The organism is Mesorhizobium sp. Pch-S, assembly GCF_004136315.1.
Classification (GTDB): domain Bacteria; phylum Pseudomonadota; class Alphaproteobacteria; order Rhizobiales; family Rhizobiaceae; genus Mesorhizobium.
Genome location: NZ_CP029562.1, coordinates 5,576,539 through 5,594,133, shown reverse-complemented (window position 1 = coordinate 5,594,133; position 17,595 = coordinate 5,576,539). Strand labels below are relative to the sequence as shown.

General features: G+C 60.9%; 19 protein-coding genes and 1 tRNA gene. 12 read left to right on the top strand and 8 right to left on the bottom strand.

Annotated features, from left to right (window positions below):
• Positions 1–16 precede the first annotated feature (16 nt).
• From C1M53_RS26225 to C1M53_RS26215, 3 genes are all read left to right on the top strand, one after another.
• Entirely contained in the window at positions 17–1,084 is a 1,068-nt protein-coding gene (locus C1M53_RS26225; RefSeq protein WP_129414890.1) for a site-specific integrase, read from the top strand.
• Positions 1,085–1,206: 122 nt separating this feature from the next.
• Positions 1,207–1,283: transfer RNA gene (locus C1M53_RS26220), tRNA-Pro, on the top strand.
• Between the two features lie 113 nt (positions 1,284–1,396).
• Positions 1,397–2,110, top strand: coding sequence for a hypothetical protein (locus C1M53_RS26215; protein ID WP_129414889.1), 714 nt, complete (start codon positions 1,397–1,399; stop codon positions 2,108–2,110).
• 93 nt (positions 2,111–2,203) lie between these two features.
• Here the strand turns inward: C1M53_RS26215 and C1M53_RS26210 are convergent, their stop codons facing one another.
• A complete protein-coding gene (locus tag C1M53_RS26210) occupies positions 2,204–2,860 on the bottom strand; it encodes a hypothetical protein (protein ID WP_129414888.1) in 657 nt (218 codons plus the stop codon).
• Complete coding sequence (locus C1M53_RS26205; protein WP_129414887.1) at positions 2,857–3,255, bottom strand: hypothetical protein; 399 nt, start codon at positions 3,253–3,255, stop codon at positions 2,857–2,859. The genes C1M53_RS26210 and C1M53_RS26205 overlap by 4 nt, the downstream gene beginning before the upstream one ends.
• 134 nt (positions 3,256–3,389) lie before the next feature.
• Between C1M53_RS26205 and C1M53_RS26200 the strand changes: the two genes are divergently transcribed.
• The 6 genes from C1M53_RS26200 to ugpC all read left to right on the top strand — a co-directional run bounded on the left by C1M53_RS26200 (position 3,390) and on the right by ugpC (position 9,729).
• The gene (locus C1M53_RS26200; protein ID WP_129414886.1) at positions 3,390–4,124 is read left to right on the top strand and encodes a FadR/GntR family transcriptional regulator; all 735 of its coding nucleotides are present in this window, start codon (positions 3,390–3,392) and stop codon (positions 4,122–4,124) included.
• Entirely contained in the window at positions 4,121–5,308 is a 1,188-nt protein-coding gene (locus C1M53_RS26195; RefSeq protein WP_129414885.1) for a PLP-dependent transferase, read from the top strand. Before C1M53_RS26200 ends, C1M53_RS26195 begins: the two co-directional genes overlap by 4 nt.
• Before the next feature lie 27 nt (positions 5,309–5,335).
• On the top strand, positions 5,336–6,613 hold the full coding sequence (locus C1M53_RS26190) for a sugar ABC transporter substrate-binding protein (protein ID WP_245488290.1): 1,278 nt from the start codon (positions 5,336–5,338) through the stop codon (positions 6,611–6,613).
• Between the two features lie 277 nt (positions 6,614–6,890).
• Entirely contained in the window at positions 6,891–7,802 is a 912-nt protein-coding gene (locus tag C1M53_RS26185) for a sugar ABC transporter permease (RefSeq protein WP_129414883.1), read from the top strand.
• The gene (locus C1M53_RS26180; RefSeq protein ID WP_129414882.1) at positions 7,802–8,650 is read left to right on the top strand and encodes a carbohydrate ABC transporter permease; all 849 of its coding nucleotides are present in this window, start codon (positions 7,802–7,804) and stop codon (positions 8,648–8,650) included. The genes C1M53_RS26185 and C1M53_RS26180 overlap by 1 nt, the downstream gene beginning before the upstream one ends.
• Positions 8,651–8,652: 2 nt before the next feature.
• Positions 8,653–9,729 (top strand): sn-glycerol-3-phosphate ABC transporter ATP-binding protein UgpC, encoded by a 1,077-nt coding sequence (gene ugpC, locus C1M53_RS26175; RefSeq protein ID WP_129414881.1) that lies wholly within the window; start codon positions 8,653–8,655, stop codon positions 9,727–9,729.
• A gap of 16 nt (positions 9,730–9,745) precedes the next feature.
• Here ugpC and hdaA read toward each other — a convergent pair whose 3' ends face one another.
• The 3 genes from hdaA to C1M53_RS26160 are packed head-to-tail and all read right to left on the bottom strand — an operon-like array spanning position 9,746 to position 12,128.
• The gene (gene hdaA / locus C1M53_RS26170; protein WP_129414880.1) at positions 9,746–10,435 is read right to left on the bottom strand and encodes a DnaA regulatory inactivator HdaA; all 690 of its coding nucleotides are present in this window, start codon (positions 10,433–10,435) and stop codon (positions 9,746–9,748) included.
• 3 nt (positions 10,436–10,438) lie between these two features.
• The gene (locus C1M53_RS26165) at positions 10,439–11,599 is read right to left on the bottom strand and encodes an AI-2E family transporter (protein WP_129414879.1); all 1,161 of its coding nucleotides are present in this window, start codon (positions 11,597–11,599) and stop codon (positions 10,439–10,441) included.
• Positions 11,577–12,128: a CDP-alcohol phosphatidyltransferase family protein gene (locus tag C1M53_RS26160; protein ID WP_129416378.1), complete on the bottom strand. Its 552-nt coding sequence runs from the start codon at positions 12,126–12,128 to the stop codon at positions 11,577–11,579. Before C1M53_RS26160 ends, C1M53_RS26165 begins: the two co-directional genes overlap by 23 nt.
• A 240-nt stretch (positions 12,129–12,368) precedes the next feature.
• On the opposite strand from C1M53_RS26160, the gene purM reads away from it, so the two are divergent.
• The 3 genes from purM to C1M53_RS26145 all read left to right on the top strand — a co-directional run bounded on the left by purM (position 12,369) and on the right by C1M53_RS26145 (position 14,814).
• Positions 12,369–13,433: a phosphoribosylformylglycinamidine cyclo-ligase gene (gene purM, locus C1M53_RS26155; RefSeq protein WP_129414878.1), complete on the top strand. Its 1,065-nt coding sequence runs from the start codon at positions 12,369–12,371 to the stop codon at positions 13,431–13,433.
• Entirely contained in the window at positions 13,430–14,143 is a 714-nt protein-coding gene (gene purN / locus C1M53_RS26150) for a phosphoribosylglycinamide formyltransferase (protein ID WP_129414877.1), read from the top strand. Before purM ends, purN begins: the two co-directional genes overlap by 4 nt.
• Before the next feature lie 155 nt (positions 14,144–14,298).
• Positions 14,299–14,814 (top strand): histidine phosphatase family protein, encoded by a 516-nt coding sequence (locus C1M53_RS26145; protein ID WP_129414876.1) that lies wholly within the window; start codon positions 14,299–14,301, stop codon positions 14,812–14,814.
• Positions 14,815–14,820: 6 nt separating this feature from the next.
• On the opposite strand, the gene C1M53_RS26140 is transcribed toward C1M53_RS26145, so the two are convergent.
• The 3 genes from C1M53_RS26140 to C1M53_RS26130 form a co-directional block, all read right to left on the bottom strand.
• Positions 14,821–15,507 (bottom strand): hypothetical protein, encoded by a 687-nt coding sequence (locus C1M53_RS26140; protein WP_129414875.1) that lies wholly within the window; start codon positions 15,505–15,507, stop codon positions 14,821–14,823.
• A gap of 99 nt (positions 15,508–15,606) precedes the next feature.
• A complete protein-coding gene (locus tag C1M53_RS26135) occupies positions 15,607–16,500 on the bottom strand; it encodes a cation diffusion facilitator family transporter (RefSeq protein ID WP_129414874.1) in 894 nt (297 codons plus the stop codon).
• Between the two features lie 104 nt (positions 16,501–16,604).
• Positions 16,605–17,507 carry a LysR substrate-binding domain-containing protein gene (locus C1M53_RS26130; RefSeq protein ID WP_129414873.1) on the bottom strand — a complete coding sequence of 301 codons (903 nt, stop codon included), beginning with the start codon at positions 17,505–17,507 and terminating at the stop codon, positions 16,605–16,607.
• Positions 17,508–17,595 lie beyond the last annotated feature (88 nt).

Here is a 17,595-nt window from a genome sequence, read left to right as displayed (position 1 = left end):
TCCGGGAGGCCCGCAGATGTCAGTCTACAAAAGGCCAGGTCAGGCGGAATACTCCTACGACTTCCGTTATCGACGCCAGCGCTTTTCAGGCAGCACTGGATGCACGACGAAACGCGAAGCTGAGAAGTTCCTTGAAGACGAAAAGCGGCGTGTAAAGGCGCTTCAGTTCGACGCTAGCAAGCCTCTGGTCCTGAAAGCGGCTATCGCTCAGTACTGGAACGAGGTCGGATCGCACCACCAGAACAGCGATGATACCCTGCGTTCGCTTGGGTGGCTGCAGGATCAGATCGGCGCGCAGACGCTGATATCCACCATATCAGACGCAACCATAGCCAAGGCCATCGCCAAGCGCCGCGGTGAGGATGTCTCCCCTGCCACCGTCAATCGGACCGTGACGCAGCCCATGCGCGCCCTGCTCCGCCGCGCACGCCGCACCTGGAAGCAGACAGTTCAAGATATCGAGTGGAAAGACCATTTCCTGAAAGAGCCGCAGGAACGCATCCGCGAGGCGACTGCCGACGAAGAAGCGACGTTCATGGCCAAGATCCGGGGCGACTATGCCCCGGCCCTCCGGTTCGCCATTCTCACGGGATGCCGTCGCGCCGAAATCGTCGGCCTGCAATGGAAGGATGTCGACTTTTTTGGCCGCCAAATCAAGGTGACGGGCAAGGGCGACAAGTCGCGATCGATCCCGATGACCAAGTCTCTTTACGACCTGCTCTGGAGCTTGAAGGACGATCACAAGACTGCGGTGTTCACCTATCTGGTGAAGCGCCCTCGGCCTGGGGCGACCAAAGGATCTCGCGAGCCGATCACCATGGAAGGCTTCAAGACAGAATGGCGCCGCACAAAGGGCCGTTCCGGTGTGGAGAACTTCCGATTCCACGATAGTCGCCACACAGCGGCTACGCGGCTCGTACGCGCGACCGGCAACTTGAAGATGGCTCAGAAGCTTCTCGGGCACACCGAACTCGCCACGACATCACGGTACGCGCACGTGACTGATTCTGATTTGCTATCCGGAATGGAGGCCGCCGAGGTCGCGCCGGTGGCACTTCCTGACAAGACGCGGAACGCAAAATGAACAGCGGTGGGATTTCCGTGGTAATTTTTGCGCCGTTCGTGGCACTTGGATGCCGTTTGTTCCGTTTTTCGATTTTGAGGGGTTGCTTCCGAAAGCCTTCAACCATATAGCCCCCATGGCCTCGGAGTGTAGCGCAGCCTGGTAGCGCACCTGATTTGGGATCAGGGGGTCGCAGGTTCGAATCCTGCCACTCCGACCACCCTTCCCAGCATTTGCAGATCTCCTGACGCGTTGGCCCGCTTGACAGACAGCGAGGCCTCGCACCCCAATCTGCTATAATAGTCCCGTGGCTCAACACCTATGGGAGTGTTCATGAGGAAGCTGAGCGATCCTGAACTCTGGAATCGCATACAGGCCTACAATCTCGACCAACCCGCCGTCAGCCAGCCCTTCTCGGCAAGGCTTGCCCGTGAAACCGGATGGAGTCTCGATTTTTCACGACAGGCGATCGAGGAATATAAGAAATTCATTTATCTGATCTGCGTTTCGAACGAGACGCTTACCCCCTCGCAAGAGGTCGACGAGGTCTGGCATCTGCACCTCGTATACACGCATGGTTACTGGGATGACTTTTGTGCCGGGACCCTCGGGAGGGAGATCCATCACAGCCCCACGGAAGGCGATGCCACCGAGGATGCCAGGTTCCGACATGCCTATCAGCACACCAGGGACCGCTACGTTGAAGAATTCGACGCCGAACCGCCATCGGACATCTGGCCGAGCACTGAGGTCCGCTTCAATGAAGCGACGCAGGGCAGCAGCGCATCCTCATCGATCGGCGGCGTCGAAATTCCACATATTCTCGCCGGTCTCCTTTTGCTCCTTGCCCTGGCATTGGTTGTGATCAGCGAAGGTGGCCAATCATCCGTTGCCATGATCTTCGCGGCCATCGCTATCGCGATTGTGGCCACCGAATACCTCAGCCCCAATCGAGGGCTTCAAAGAAAGAAGCAAGACAATGGCAGTGGCGGCTGCGGTGGCGGTGGGTGCGGCAGCAGTTGTGGAGGAGGCTGCGGAGGCGATTAAGTCACAAGCTCGAACGGAAATGATCATCCCCCTTTTCAAGCGACGACTACGGGTTCAAATCCTGCGGGAACCGTACCCGCACCAAGGTCTTTGTCATTTTGTTGAGCCCTGAATTGTCAGCGAAAACGCCGGCGGAGATGGCTTGGCATCCGGAGGGTTGGCCGCCCAGGCAAACAGCCCAAAGCCGGCGATCATTGTCGGGACAGCCCATTTGAGCGCCGAGACAAGCGCCGAAAAACGATTGTAGACCCAGATGAAGCCACCGGCAGCAGTAAGAATGTCGACATTCTCTTTGACTTTGGCGAGCACGTCGTTGTCGGCTGCCTGCTTTGGATTGGCCGTTTTCGCTTGCTCGACGCGCTGGATGTAACCCTCAAGCGTCGTGGTCCCTTGTGGCAACAGGGCCGCATATGTCTCGATCAACCTGGCCTGCAACGCCGCCCTTTCAGAGCCCGCAACAGCTGGAGCAGCGACCTGCCGAAACGTCATGGTTTCGACCGTCAGAACCCGGATCGCTTTTTCGAATATTGCTGCCAGGCCGATGAAGCCAACTGCGAGCGCCGCGATAGCCAGCACCAGCCTGTCCCGGTCTGACCAGGGATCCAGCGATCCCAGTGAAGTCAATGAACTGCCCGCAAATACCCCGACGGCCGTCGCCGCAACTCCGCCGACCATCCATTTGGCCGTGTCGCGCAACGACTGCGCGCTCGCTGCCATCGCCGGCGCAACGGAAGAGCCTGCTTCGCTCATGGCTTCAGAAGCCCGCCAAAATCGACGGCAATCGGCAGTTCCGGCCGCGATCCCGCGATCTGATCACGCAACTGGTTCAGTTCCTGAAAATTGAGCTTGTCGGTCTTCAGCACGACCGCTCGCAATTCGTCGGTATCGACGCTCTCGAGCATCTCCTGCACCAGGCGTGCGACCGCCATCTTGTCTTTGTCGGTGCCGTCGACCCGTAGATACGTCCCAGGCTTGTCGAAGATGCTGCCAAGATCCGGATCAGGGGTAGCCGGCACAAGATCGATCGGTGCGGTGCCAGCGCCGGCGCCAACCGGTACGGCAATCTGGATTTCGAACTCCTTGCCGCCGCAAACCACCCGGATGATGCCCCTGGCATCTGGAATGGCGATGAGTGGATTGGTCACGGCTGCCCTCCTCCGTTGCTCTCATTTTAGCACAAGATCATCGGCGCAGTGTGATCCCCTTCACATGGAGAACGCGATTGACTCGATCTTGCCTGCATGTAATTGGTTGGACCATTGATCCAATTGGTTGCCGAATGAGCCAGGTTCGCCTTCCACCCATCCAGACCACCGCCCGCGACGACGCGGTGCTGGAGGCGTTGGCGGATTTCGTTCAGCAGGAAACCTTGCAGCCGGGCGACAAATTGCCCACCGAGCGCATTCTCGCTGAACGGCTGAAGGTCAGCCGCAACACGGTGCGCGAAGCCTTGACGCGGTGGGAAGGGCTCGGCCTTGTCGAGCGCCTGCAGGGCAGCGGAACGTTCCTGAAGGCAGCCGTTTCCCCCCACATGCTGCACATGCCGCTGACGCTTGCCGGCGGCAACGATTTCGCCAGCCTCATGCAGACGCTGGAAGTTCGCCGCGCCCTGGAAGCCGAAGCCGTTGCCCTGTGCGCGATACGCACCGGGCCGCGGGAACTCGAGCTCATCCGTCACAAACTCGAAATCATGGAAGAGGCCTTTCATAGCCGCGCCGGCATGTCTTCAGAGGAAGACTGGGAATTCCACCAGGCGATCTACCGGGCATCCGGCAATCCATTGTTCGAACAACTGATCGCTGCCATGCATGAAATGTTCCACCGCTTCTGGGAACATCCGCTTGGCGTTCGCGACTTCGGCCACGCCTCCTTCCCGTACCATCGCACCATTTACGAGCGCATCGCCGCCCGCGACGCCGAAGGCGCGCGAACCGAGGCACTGAAACTGATCGCCACCGTCGAAGCCGATCTGCGGCGCGGCGAGGCAGCACGCAACCAGGCACGACAGGCATGAACGACCCTCGCCCGAACCTCGACATCGACCCCGTTGCAGAAGCAGCCACGCTGCTTGCCCATGACGACCCGTTTGTCGGCGGCGCCGTTGTGCCGCCGATCTACCAGACGTCTCTGTTCACATTCGCCAGCTACGCCGAAATGGCAGACACCTTCGCCGGCAAACGGCGACAGCCGATCTATTCGCGTGGCGACAATCCAACCGTCATGGAATTCGAGAAGCGGGTGGCGGCGCTCGAAGGCGCCGAGGCAGCGCGCGGCTTTTCCTCCGGCATGGCGGCGATCAGCGCGACGGTGCTGGCCTTCGTCGGCGCAGGAGACCGTATCGTGGTGGTCCGCAACTGCTATGGCGACGCCTACCGCCTGTTCGAACGGCTGTTTCCACGTCTCAACATCACGGTCGACTATGTCGATGGCTCCGACCCGGACGCCGTTGCCGCCGCCCTGCCCGGTGCAAAACTGCTTTATCTCGAAAGTCCGACGTCGATGATGTTCGAATTACAGGACTTGCCGCATCTGACCCGGCTGGCGAAAGAGCACGGCATCGTTACCACGATCGACAATTCCTGGGCGACCCCGATCTTCCAGAAGCCGATTGCCCATGGCGTCGATTTGGTGCTGCACTCGGCATCCAAATATCTGGGCGGCCACAGCGATACCGTCGCCGGCGTCGTCTCAGGCTCTGCCGAAAACATCCGCCGCATCAACGAACAGACCTACTCCTATCTCGGCGGCAAACTCTCGCCTTTCGAGGCATGGCTTCTGCTGCGCGGCCTGCGCACGCTGCCCCTGCGCCTGCCTCACCATATGAAAAGCGGGCTCACGATCGCCGAGCGGCTCAAGGCGCACGGCATGGTCGAGCGGGTCAATCATCCCGTCTACTCCAACCATCCCGGCAAGGCGACGCTTGCGGGCTATGCCGGCCTGTTCTCGTTCGAGGTAACCGAGGAGATCGACATCCCCGTTTTCACCGATGCGCTGAATTATTTCCGCATTGGTGTGTCCTGGGGCGGCCACGAAAGCCTGATCGTGCCGGCCAAGGCATCCCTGGAGCAGACCCCGGGCTTGAATTCCATGGCGCGCTTCGGCGTCAGCCCGCGAACCATCCGGCTCAATGTCGGGTTGGAGAATGTCGAGGACTTGTGGAGCGACATCGCACAGGCCCTTGAAAAAGCAAGAAAATAATCTGTCAAACAAATGGGAGTGGAAGACATGGGAACGTTGAAGACACTGCTTGCCGCAGTGGCCGGCCTGGCGATTTCGGCAAGTGCCGCGATGGCCGAGACCACGATCAAGATGGTCGAGGTCATCACCAGTCCACCGCGGACGGAATTCCTGAAGAAACAGATAGCGGAATTCGAAACAGCAAACCCTGGCGTCAAGGTCGAGCTGATCTCGCTGCCATGGGGCCAGGCTTACGAAAAATTCCTGACGATGGTGCAGGCCGGCGACACGCCAGACGTGGTCGAAATGCCGGAACGCTGGATGGGTCTCTACGGCGCCAACGGCATGCTGGAAGACCTTGGCCCCTACATGGAGAAATGGCCTGACAACAAGACGCTGGGCGAGCGTGCACGCCAGTTCGGATCAACCGTCGGCGGCAAACAGCTTATGATCCCCTACGGTTACTATCTGAAGGCGATGTTCTGGAACAAGAAGCTGTTCAAGGAAGCCGGCCTCGACCATGCACCGGCGACGCTTGACGAGTTTGTCGAAGCCTCCAAGAAAATCTCGGCCTTGCCCGGCAAATATGGCTACTGCCTGCGCGGCGGCCCCGGCGCGACCTTCGGCATGAACATGTTCATGAACATTGCCAACGGCAAGGGCGGCTATTTCAACGCGGACGGCACCTCGACCATGAACGAGGAAGGCTCGGTCAAGGGCCTGCAGATGCTGGCCGATCTCTACAAGAACGGCTACGCCCCGAAGGACAGCGTCAGCTGGGGTTTCAACGAGACCGTTACCGGTTTCTACTCCGGCACCTGTGCCATGCTCGACCAGGATCCGGATGCCCTGATCGGCATCGCCGAAAAGATGAACAAGGACGATTTCGCCGTCGCGCCGGTTCCTGCCGGGCCAAGCGGCAAGTCGTTCCCGACGCTCGGTTATTCCGGCTGGGCGATCTTCGCCAACTCCAAGGTCAAGGATGATTCCTGGAAGCTGATGGAGACCCTGCTGTCGCCGAAGGGCAACATCGAATGGGCGAAGATGGTCGGCGTGCTGCCGATTCACAACGGCGCCGAGGAGGACGCGTACTTCAAGACCGAGCAATTCAAGGGTTGGTTCGACGAGTTGAACGGCGGTGACAAATATGAGTTCGTGACCCCTCCGACGCATCTCGAAAATCTTGGCAACTTTGTCGACCAGATCGCCATCAAGGGCTTCCAGGAAGTGCTGCTGGGCAAGCGCACGGCCAAGGAGGTCGCCGACGAATGGGCGGCCTATATGACCAAGGAACAGCAGGACTGGATGGCCAAGAACAAGAAGTAGCAATCTGGTCCTCCCGCATGGGAGACCAGCGAACGGCCCGAAAGGCCGAACGAGGGGCGGCGAAGCCTGACTCTCCCCCCGCTGGCGCCGCCCCTCACCGTTCTGCCGGATAGCTCCTCCCGATAACGAAGAGGGGAAGGCCGTCCGCACCGGTTCGCCATCGGAGCGTTTCCGATTTTTCGGGAACACGGAAACGCTCCAACTTTTTGTTTCTACGCAGTTCCAGACGCAGAACCGTTGCACAGTTTTGCTGGAATTGCTCTCGCGAGTGACCGTGATGACCATCGCCATCGACAGCGCGCCAACGCGCCGCAAAGGCATGTCCTTTGCGTCCTTCGAGCCCTGGCTCTATCTCAGCCCGGCCATCGTGCTCCTGGTCACGGTGTTGCTTGTGCCGCTGATCATCGGCATCGGCTATTCGTTCCGCAAATTCTCCGCCTTCAAGTCGGAATTCGTCGGGTTTGGCCAATACCAGGCGATGCTGTCGGATCCCTTGCTTGGCGAGGCACTCGTCAACACAGCCTGGTGGACGATCGCCAGCCTGTTCTTCCAGTTTTTTCTTGGTCTTGGCCTGGCCCTGCTGCTCGACAAGCCATTTGCCGGCCGCCGCGTCGTGCAGGCGCTTGTCTTCCTGCCCTGGGCAGTGCCGTCGTTCCTCTCGGGTCTCACCTGGGCCTGGCTGTTCAACCCGATCATCGGCCCATTGCCACACTGGCTCTATGCCCTTGGCCTGAAAGCCGAGCCGACCAACATTCTTTCCGACCCTGCAACCGCCATGTGGGGACCGATAATTGCCAATGTCTGGTTCGGCGTGCCGTTTTTCGCCATCACATTGCTGGCGGCGTTGAAGTCCATCCCTTCGGAGCTGCACGAAGCGGCCGCCATCGACGGTGCCACACCCTGGCAGCGTTTCGTCAAGGTGACGCTGCCTTTTCTGGCGCCGACCATTGCCATCACGGTGATGTTGCGCACGATCTGGATCGCCACCTTCGCCGATCTCATCTTCGTGATGACCGAAGGGGGCCCTGCCGGGTCGACAGCCACCACGCCGGTCTACATCTATGTCAGCGCCTTCAAATCACTGGACAAGGGTTATGCCTCGGCGATTGCCGTGCTGCTGCTTGTCCTGCTCATCCTCTACGCGATCGTGCTCATCGGCATCCGTCGCACGCTTGTGAGGCATGTCTGATGATTGCCGGACGCACCCAGTCCTCACGTTTCCTCGGCGGCATCGGTCTCTATGCGGCGATCACCGCCTATGTGCTGTTTGCGCTGTTTCCGATCTTCTGGACGCTGAAGATATCGGTGACGCCGACGTCCCTGCTCTATTCGGAAGGCATCACGCTCTGGCCGTCGCGCACCACCTTCGAGAATTTCTCGACGGTGCTCTCCGCCACCGACTTCCCGCGTTACTTCCTGAACAGCGTTATCGTCTCGCTGTCGACGGCCGCCCTGGTCACCGTCATCGCCACACTGGCCGGTTACGCGATGTCGCGCTTCACGTTCCGCGGCAAGGCGGCGCTCGCCATCATGCTGCTGCTCACCCAGACCTTCCCGCTGGTCATGGTCATTCCGCCGATCTACCGCATGATGGGCCAGGTCGGGCTGATCAACAGCCTGACCGGCCTGATCATCATCTACACCGCCTTCAACACCGCCTTCGCCACCTTCCTGATGCAGTCCTTCTTCGACGGCATCCCGAAGGACCTGGAGGAAGCAGCCATGATCGACGGCTGCACCAGGGCGCAGGCGATGCGGCGCATCATCGTGCCTCTTACCTTGCCCGGCATGGGCGCGACGCTGGGCTTCGTCTTCACTGCCGCCTGGAGCGAACTGCTGTTTGCGCTGATGCTGATCTCGAGCGACGACAAGAAGACTTTCGCCGTCGGGCTGCTCACTTACATCGGCAAATTTGCCGTCGACTGGGGACAGATGATGGCTGCATCGGTGCTGGCACTGATCCCGGTCTGCATCTTCTTCGGCTTCCTGCAACGCTATCTCGTCACCGGGCTTACCGCCGGTGCGGTCAAAGGGTGATCATGGCTTCCGTCACGCTGGAAAAGGTCAAGAAGGACTATGGCATCGTCCGCGTCCTCAATGAGGTCGATCTGAAAATCGCCGACGGTGAGTTCGTGGTGCTGGTGGGACCGTCAGGCTGCGGCAAGTCCACTCTGCTGCGCATGATCGCCGGGCTGGAAGAGGTGTCGGGCGGCGACATCCGCATCGGCGAACGCATTGTCAATGACGTTGCACCGAAGGACCGCGACATCGCCATGGTGTTCCAGTCCTATGCGCTTTATCCGCATATGAATGTCTCCTCCAACATGGGTTTCAGCCTGATGTTGCGGAAGACCGAAAAGGCAGCCATCGAGACGCGGGTCGAGGGTGCGGCGAAGCGGCTGGGCCTCGATCCCTTGCTGCAGCGTCTGCCGCGCCAGCTTTCCGGCGGCCAGCGTCAGCGTGTCGCCATGGGTCGTGCCATCGTACGCAATCCCCAGGTCTTCCTGTTCGACGAACCCTTGTCCAACCTCGATGCCAAGCTCCGCACCCATATGCGTACCGAAATCAAGGCGTTGCACCAGCAACTCAAGACAACATCGATCTACGTCACCCACGATCAGACCGAAGCGATGACCATGGCCGACCGTATCGTCGTCATGCACAATGGCAATGTGCAACAGGTCGGCGCACCGCTGGAGCTCTACGACCGCCCGGCGAACATGTTCGTCGCCGGCTTTATCGGCTCGCCTGCCATGAACTTTTTGCCGGCAACCGTTGCCCGCCAGGCCATAACCGAGGCGGTTCTCAGCGACGGCCAGAGATTGCGGCTGCCCGACGGCCTGCCATTGCAGGATAGTGATGTACTCTCCGTCGGCATGCGCCCGGAAGACATCAGGATTGTCGATGACGGCGCTCTCAAGGCGGAAGTCGAGGTGGTCGAGCCGCTCGGCATGTCGACCCAATACTACGTCCGCCTCGCAGGCGAACAGCTCCGCATCTATGCCATCGGGCGGCCGTTTCTGACGCCAGGACAGCAGGTGCGCCTCGGCGTGGATCGAAGCGCGCAGCATATTTTCGATCCTGTGAGCGGCAATCGAGTCGAGCCGGGCAGCTGAGGTAGGGCGCAGCGCCCTACAGTTCGAACTCGCCCTGCCCTTCGTCCATGGCGCTGACGGCATCGGCCGCCATGGTGCGGGTAATGCGTGCCTTTTGCTCCAACGCCATGCGGTCGAGCCGCCCCACCACGCGCATCGCGGTTGCCAGTGAGCGCTCGATGCGCCGCACGAGATATTGCACGACATGCGGCTCGACTTCGACCTGACGGTCAGCGAAGAGCTTTGTAATGACGCCTGCCAGAAGCACGTCATCGGGCTCGTGGATCTCGACGGTCGCCGCCGCCTTCAGGCGGGATGCCAGATCGGGCAATGTCGTGCCCCAGGCCGCCGGAAAGCGCCGTGCGGTCAGCAGGAGGTTGGAGCCGGCGCTCCGGACATTGTTGATGAGATGAAACAGCCCCTGCTGGTCGAATGGCTCGGCATCGATGTCGTCGATCAGAACGGGCCGCCCGTCAAAGGCGGCAGCACCTTGGGCAACCTCGCCAGCCTGAATGGCAATGGCGTCGGCTGCGTCTCGCCAGATTTCGGCCAGATGTGTCTTGCCGGATCCCGCTGGCCCCGCCAGCACCACCACCGGTGCCGGCCAGTCCGGCCAGCGATCGACAAGCGTCGCTGCCTGTGCGTTCGACGCCGACACGACAAGGTCGTCGCGCGAATAGGCAGTGCCGTGCCCGAGGTCGAGCGGAAGCTGACGCGGCCTTTCCATCAGTTATCCGCGTCGCGACCTGGTTCGCTTGCCCTGCAAAGGTGGCGGTTCGACGCCATGTCCCTTGTAGAGCGGCGATTCCAGGTATCGCGCGATGGCGAAGCGGACCAGAACAGCAATGGCCGCGGCAGCCGGCACCGCGATGAGCAGGCCGACAAAGCCGAACAAGGCGCCAAACGCAAACAGCGCGAACATCAGCCAGACCGGATGCAGGCCAACACTTTTGCCCACCAGCTTGGGTGACAGGATGTTACCCTCGATGAACTGGCCGATGAAGAACACCGCGGCAACCGCAACGATCATCGTCCAGTCCGGCCAGAACTGCACGATGGCGACACCAATGGCCAACACCAGCCCGGTGAGTGAACCGACATAGGGAATGAAGGAGATCAAACCGGCAAACAGGCCGATGAGGATACCGAAATTAAGCCCCGTCAGCGTCAGGCCGACGGCGTACATGGCGCCGAGAACCAGGCAAAGCGTGCCTTGCCCGCGCACGAAGCCAGCGGTGGCGCTGTTGATATCAGCAGATATCTGGCGAACCGTTTCCACGTGGTCACGTGGCACCCAGCTGTCCACGGTTGCCACCATGCGATCCCAGTCGAGCAGCATGTAGAAGGCTACCACCGGCGTCACCACGAACAGCGATGCCACCGAAACCAGCGCCATGCCTGAATTCCACAACGACTGGAAAACCGTGGTCACCAGACCGAGGCCGGAACTCAGCACCGAGTTGAGCCCGTCCTTGAGGCTGGCCGCGTTGACGCCAAAACGCTGCTCCAGCCATTTCGGGTCGAAATTGGTGACGAGAGCCTGCAGGCGTGTCAGATAATCCGGCAGTTTTTCCGCGAATCCCGCCATCTGCGAGGCCAGGACCGGCACCAGGATGACGAAGGCAAGCACAAGAACGACGATGAAGGCGATCAGGATCACCACCGTCGCCATGACACGCGACAGGCCGAACCGTTCCAGCCGATCGGCAACGGGATCGAGGAAATATGCCAGCACCATGCCCGCCACGAAGGGCAGCAGAATGTCGCTGAACAGATAGAGGAAGCCGATCAGGATAACGGCGCCGACCAGCCAGAACCGTAGCTGGCGCCGGAATGCGGCCGCGGCGGATGCCTCGGCGTCATCGTGATCAGGAAGTGCTGCCTTCGCCATTACTGCTCATATGCCTCAGCCAGGCCACGAGATAGGCCGCGGCCGAAGCCACGGTCAAGAGCCCGGACAGCATTATCAGGATGGTTCGCAGCGGGTCGAGATGCATGGCGAAGGTCAATTCGGCGAGAACCTGCGCCGCGAGAATGATCTGCACCGCTGTGTTAGCCTTGGAGACAAGGAGTGGCTTCACCTCCACCGGGTGCCCCATCACCGAGGACAGCACGACCGCGCAGATGATCAATCCGTCTCGCGATACCATGGCGACCACCAGCCACAATGGCAGTTCCCCGCTGATGCCCAGCACGATGAAGACGGACACCAGCAGAAGTTTGTCGGCGATCGGGTCGAGATAGGCCCCCAGCCTCGAATGCTGGTTGAACTGGCGCGCGATGAAGCCGTCGACACCGTCGGAAATGCCGGCGACAACGAAGCCGGCAAAGGCCCACTCCCAACGTGCCTGCAGCATGGCCAGCACCACGCCAGGCACCAGGAGCAGGCGCATGATGGAGATCAGGTTGGGAATGGTTATGACCAAAAGGCGGCCCGTCCTCGTTCCTGGCGATACATGGGTGAAGGCGACAAGAACCGCAAGACATCATGAAACAGCGTCTGGATATCCACGGATTTGTCCAGCGCCTGCCCCGAAAATCGCGATCGAAAGCCGCCGACATTTCCTGTTGCGGTTGCGAGGCTGGACTGTTCGTGCGAAGAGCCGCGTGACGCGCTAAGGTGGTGCTGGCCGTTGCGCCGGCCCAAGCAGGGAACAGCCATGAACGAACGAACCAACGGGCTCACCTATGCCGACGCGGGCGTCGATATCGACGCCGGCAACCTCATGGTGGAGAAGATCAAGCCGCTGGTGCGAGCCACCCGTCGGCCAGGCGCCGATGGCGAAATCGGCGGTTTCGGCGGCCTGTTCGATCTCAAGGCTGCCGGCTTCACCGATCCGGTTCTGGTAGCGGCCAACGACGGCGTCGGCACCAAGCTCAAGATCGCCATCGACGCCGGCAAACACGACACCATCGGCATCGATCTCGTGGCCATGTGCGTCAACGATCTCGTTGTACAGGGTGCAGAACCCCTGTTTTTTCTCGACTATTTCGCTACCGGCAAACTCGATCCCGACCAGGGCGTTGCGATCGTCAGCGGCATCGCGGAAGGCTGCCGCCAGGCCGGGTGCGCGCTGATCGGCGGTGAGACCGCAGAAATGCCCGGCATGTACCAGGACAAGGACTATGACCTTGCCGGCTTCGCCGTCGGCGCCGCCGAGCGCGGCCAGCTCCTGCCGACCGACGATGTCGTTGAAGGCGATGTGCTGCTCGGCCTCGCGTCTTCCGGCCCACACTCCAACGGTTATTCGCTGATCCGCCGCATCGTTGCGGCAAGTGGTCTTGCCTGGGATGCCAAGGCTCCCTTCGCGCCCGGCCTGACGCTGGCCGAAGCACTGCTCGAGCCAACCCGCATCTATGTGAAATCGATTCTCAAGGCGATTCGCAACACCCACGGCATCAAGGCACTCGCCCATATCACCGGCGGCGGCTTCCCCGAAAATATCCCTCGCGTCCTGCCCAAGGATTTTTCGGCCGAGCTCGACCTCGATGCCATCGATGTGCCTCCGGTATTCTCCTGGCTCGCCAAGACCGGCGGAGTTGCGCCTGCCGAGATGATGCGCACCTTCAACTGTGGTATCGGCATGATCGTCGTCGTGGCCTCCGGCCAGGCGGCGCAGGTCGCTGCCGTGCTGCAGGAGGCCGGTGAAACCGTCACGCCGATAGGCCGTATCGTGCCGCGCCGAGACACCGGCGTGATCTACCGGGGTTCGATCAGCCTATGATGATGCAACGCAAGCGCACGGCGATCCTGATTTCCGGCCGTGGCTCCAACATGACCGCCCTGATCGCGGCTGCCAGCGATCCGGATTTCCCAGCCGAAATCGTCGGCGTCATTTCCGACAAGCCGGACGCCGCCGGCCTTGGCATTGCCATCGCGCGCGGTATTCCGACCAAAGTCGTCGCCCGATCCGACCACACCGGCAAGGATGCACATGACGCGGCGATCGACGCTGCCCTGACCGGCTTCGGTGCCGAACTGGTGGCTCTGGCTGGTTACATGCGCCTGCTCACCAAGCCGTTCGTCGAGAAATGGCAAGGCAAGATGATCAACATCCACCCTGCCCTGCTACCGTCCTTCAAGGGACTGGATACCCACCGGCGCGCGCTGGATGCCGGTATGCGCATCCACGGCTGCACCGTGCATTTTGTCACCCCGGCCATGGATGAAGGTCCCGTCATTGCCCAGGCTGCGGTTCCTGTCTTGCTGGACGACAGCGAGAACAGCCTCGCCGCGCGGGTGCTCAAGGCCGAACATCAGATCTATCCAATGGCGCTGAGGCTGGTCGCCGAAGGCAAGGCCCGGATGGAAGACGGGCGCGCCGTGTTCTCAGGCTTCGCCGACAACGACACTGCCGCAGGCATTGTGGTTGCAGCGCCCAATCCGTTGCGCACCAACATCGATCTTGAGCAATTGGCGCGCATTACGCCTTAGGTTAGAGCGTTTCCGTTTCTTACGGAAACGCGGACACGCTCTAATTTTTAGTTTTGGCGCAATTCCGGACGGAAAACCGTTACACACTTTTCCTGGAATTGCTCTAGGCTGCCCGTCCAACCGGTTCTGGAAACGCGCCTCGCGAGGATCACGTCATGAAACGGCTTCTGCTGCTGCGGCACGCCAAATCCGGCTGGGACAATCCCGATCTGGCCGACATCGAGCGTCCGTTGGCACCGCGCGGCATCGAGGCAGCGCTTCTGATCGGCCACACCATCACCCAGCGCAACTGGCTGCCCGACCGCGCCCTGGTGTCGGCGGCCGAACGCACCCGCGAGACCTGGCGCCTGGTGGCAGGCGAATGGATAACGCGGCCGGAACCCAATTTCTCGCAGGCGCTCTACGAGGCGCCGGCCGAAACCGTCCTGGACGAAATCCGGCACAATGGTGATGATGCAGATACCTTGCTCGTGCTCGGCCACAATCCCGGCCTTGGCGATCTCGCAGCCCTGTTGGCCGACAAAGCCTCACCGGCCAAATTGACAAAGTCGCTGAACAGAAAATTTCCGACAGGGGCCCTGGCGGTGTTCGAATTCAATGGCGACTGGACTGCTATCGACAGCGGCACGGCCACGCTCACCCACTTCCTGCGGCCGAGGGATCTCGGCTGAGCGGCTTCAGTGCCTTCTTGAGCGCACAAAACCGCTAAGCCGCTGCAGGACAAAAGGTGCGGCAAGGATTGCCACACTGCCCAGGAACCACACGAACACGATAAGTGGGCGGGCAACGGCAACGGCAGCCGCTATAAGTTGCTGCAACAGCCCGCCAGCACCCTGCACATTCACCTGATCAACGACATCCTTGCCGATGCCGATGGTGCCGATCGCATCCTTGCCGCCCTGCAGCAATGCACCAGTGTTGGCGGAAAGCCAGCCACCCAGCCCATCGACGAGCCCGTAGGCCATCCAGGCGAGCAGCGACCACACAAGAACGGCCCCGATCGCACCGAAGAAGGCGAATTTCGACTGGGCAGCCTTGCCCGAGGCAACATTGCCTGAAAACCCGCCGGGCACGCCCGCGAACAGATCCGCGCCGGCCTTGCCTCTGTCATGCCCGGAACGGCCCCAGGCGCGCTGCCCGGACTGTTCTTCGTCGAAGCGCTGCCCATCGCGATATCGTCTGTCTTCCCGATAATCTTCAAGGGGCTCGTCATCGCGCTGACCGCGATCGTGGCGGCTGTTCTTTTCGCCTTGGCCCAGAGCACCAAGAATGGACGAAAGTCCGCCGTGCCGCCCCCCGGGATAGCCGCCATGACCACTCGAGCCATGGCCTTTCCTGCCATTTCTGGAACCGTGCCAACCCATAATCGTCTCCTCGATCTAACATGGATCGAAGATAGTTCCTCTAGTGGCTAGAGGAGCAAGAGACAGAGCCAAAATGCCGCACACAGGTCAGCGATAGAGCTAGTGGATCGTCTCCACTTGTGTGCAGGCCTCGCGTTCCATCTGCAGCGTCGAATGATGCAGGTCGTACTTCTCGCGCAGCATTGCTTCGACTGCTCGGCGCGTGCTTTCGGCATCCGCGGAGCGGTCCAGCACGGCATGCGCCGTCAGCGAAAGCTTGCTTTGCGTGATTGCCCATAGATGCAGGTCGTGGACCGAGGCGACTCCCGGAATGCCCTTTATGTCGGTCTCGACCTCGGCCAGCTTCATGCCGGGGGGCACTCCTTCCAGCAGGATGTTGATGCATTCCTTGAGCAGCACCCAGGTGCGTGGAAACACCATGAAGCCGATGCCGACTGCAATCAGGGAATCCACCCACTGCCAGCCGGTCAGGTAGATGATCACCGCGCCCGCAATGACCCCGACCGACCCCAGCATGTCGGCCCAGACCTCGAGATAGGCGCCTTTGACGTTGAGGCTCTTGTCGGCATGGCTGGTCAGCAGCCGCATGGAGATCAGGTTGACCAGAAGGCCGAGAATGGCGATCACCAGCATGCCAACGGATGCGATTTCCTGCGTCTCGAACAAGCGCTTGTAGGCTTCGTAGAGGATGTAGAACGCCACCGCGAGCAAAAGCATCGCATTGAAGGCGGCGGCCAGGATCTCGAAGCGTGCGTAACCATAGGTGCGCAGCAGGTCGGCTTGACGGCGGCCGAGGCGGATGGCGATCAGCGCGATGACCAGTGCCATGGCATCGGTCGCCATGTGCATGGCATCCGAAATCAGCGCCAGACTGCCGGTCACGATGCCGCCGACGACTTCGGCGACCAGGAATGTCCCCGTCAGCCCGAGCGCGATCCACAATCGCGAGGCCGGTGTTGTCTCAAGGTCGCCGTGCTGGTGATCGCCACTCATCGAAGCCTCCGCGCTGGTTTCCGGATCAGGCTAGACCGATATGGGTACAGGTTGGAAGACACTGCATCGTGACCACGATGGGAGAGAGATTCTCCCATCAGTCTCTATGCAGCCGGAACCGTGCTGATGGCGTTCTTCTGCAACAGGAAATCGATCACGGCGCGCACGGCGGGAAGCTGCCCACGCCTGTGTGGCGTCAGGATCGTCGTCATGACACGGCCAGCCGTCCACTCCGGCAATATCCGCGTCAGCCGCCCCTCCCTGACTGCCTCGGCCGAGATCAGTTCCGGCAGGCAGACAATGCCGAGCCCCGCCTCGGCTGCCTTCAGCAACGGCACCGATTCATCCGCATAAAGCCGCGGCCGTGGCACTACCTCCACCGTATGGCCGCGCGCATCGCTCAAACGCCAGACCTTTGTTGCCATCGAGCTCATCAAACCCTCGTGGTCACCCAGTGATTCAGGCGTTGCCGGATCGCCGTGCTCGGCGAGATAGGATGGTGCCGCCACAAGGGTGATCGGGTCTTCGCCCATGCGCCGCTGGACGAGATCGGAATCCGGTAAAGGTGCGAAATGGCTGCGGACCGCGAGATCAAAGCCATCCTGAACCAAGTCGACAAAACGGTCGGTAACGTGCAACTGGATCGTCAGTTTTGGATATTGTCGTGCCAGCACCGGCAGGCGATGCGCGAGCCGGAATTGCGCGTTCGGCACCGAGGTGGTGATCCGCACGATGCCGCTTGGCTCCGCCAAACGCCTGCGTACGACCGTTTCGACCGCTTCTGCCTCGATCACCGCTGCACTGGCATGATCGTACACGTCGCGCCCCACATCGGTCAGCGCAAAGCTGCGTGAACTGCGATGAAGCAGTTGCGCGCCGAGCGCCGCTTCCAGAGCTGCCACCCGCTTGCTTACGGTCGACTTCGGACATCCAAGCCGTCGGGCGGCCGCTGCGAAGCCACCACTGTCGACAGCCTGGACAAAGAAATTGAGGTCATTGAGATTCATGTTTTAAAGTCTACAAGTGTGGACATTAAGTCTGAAAATGCCAGTCTACAGCCGATAAGTCCATGATCGTATATCCGCTGCATCAGCA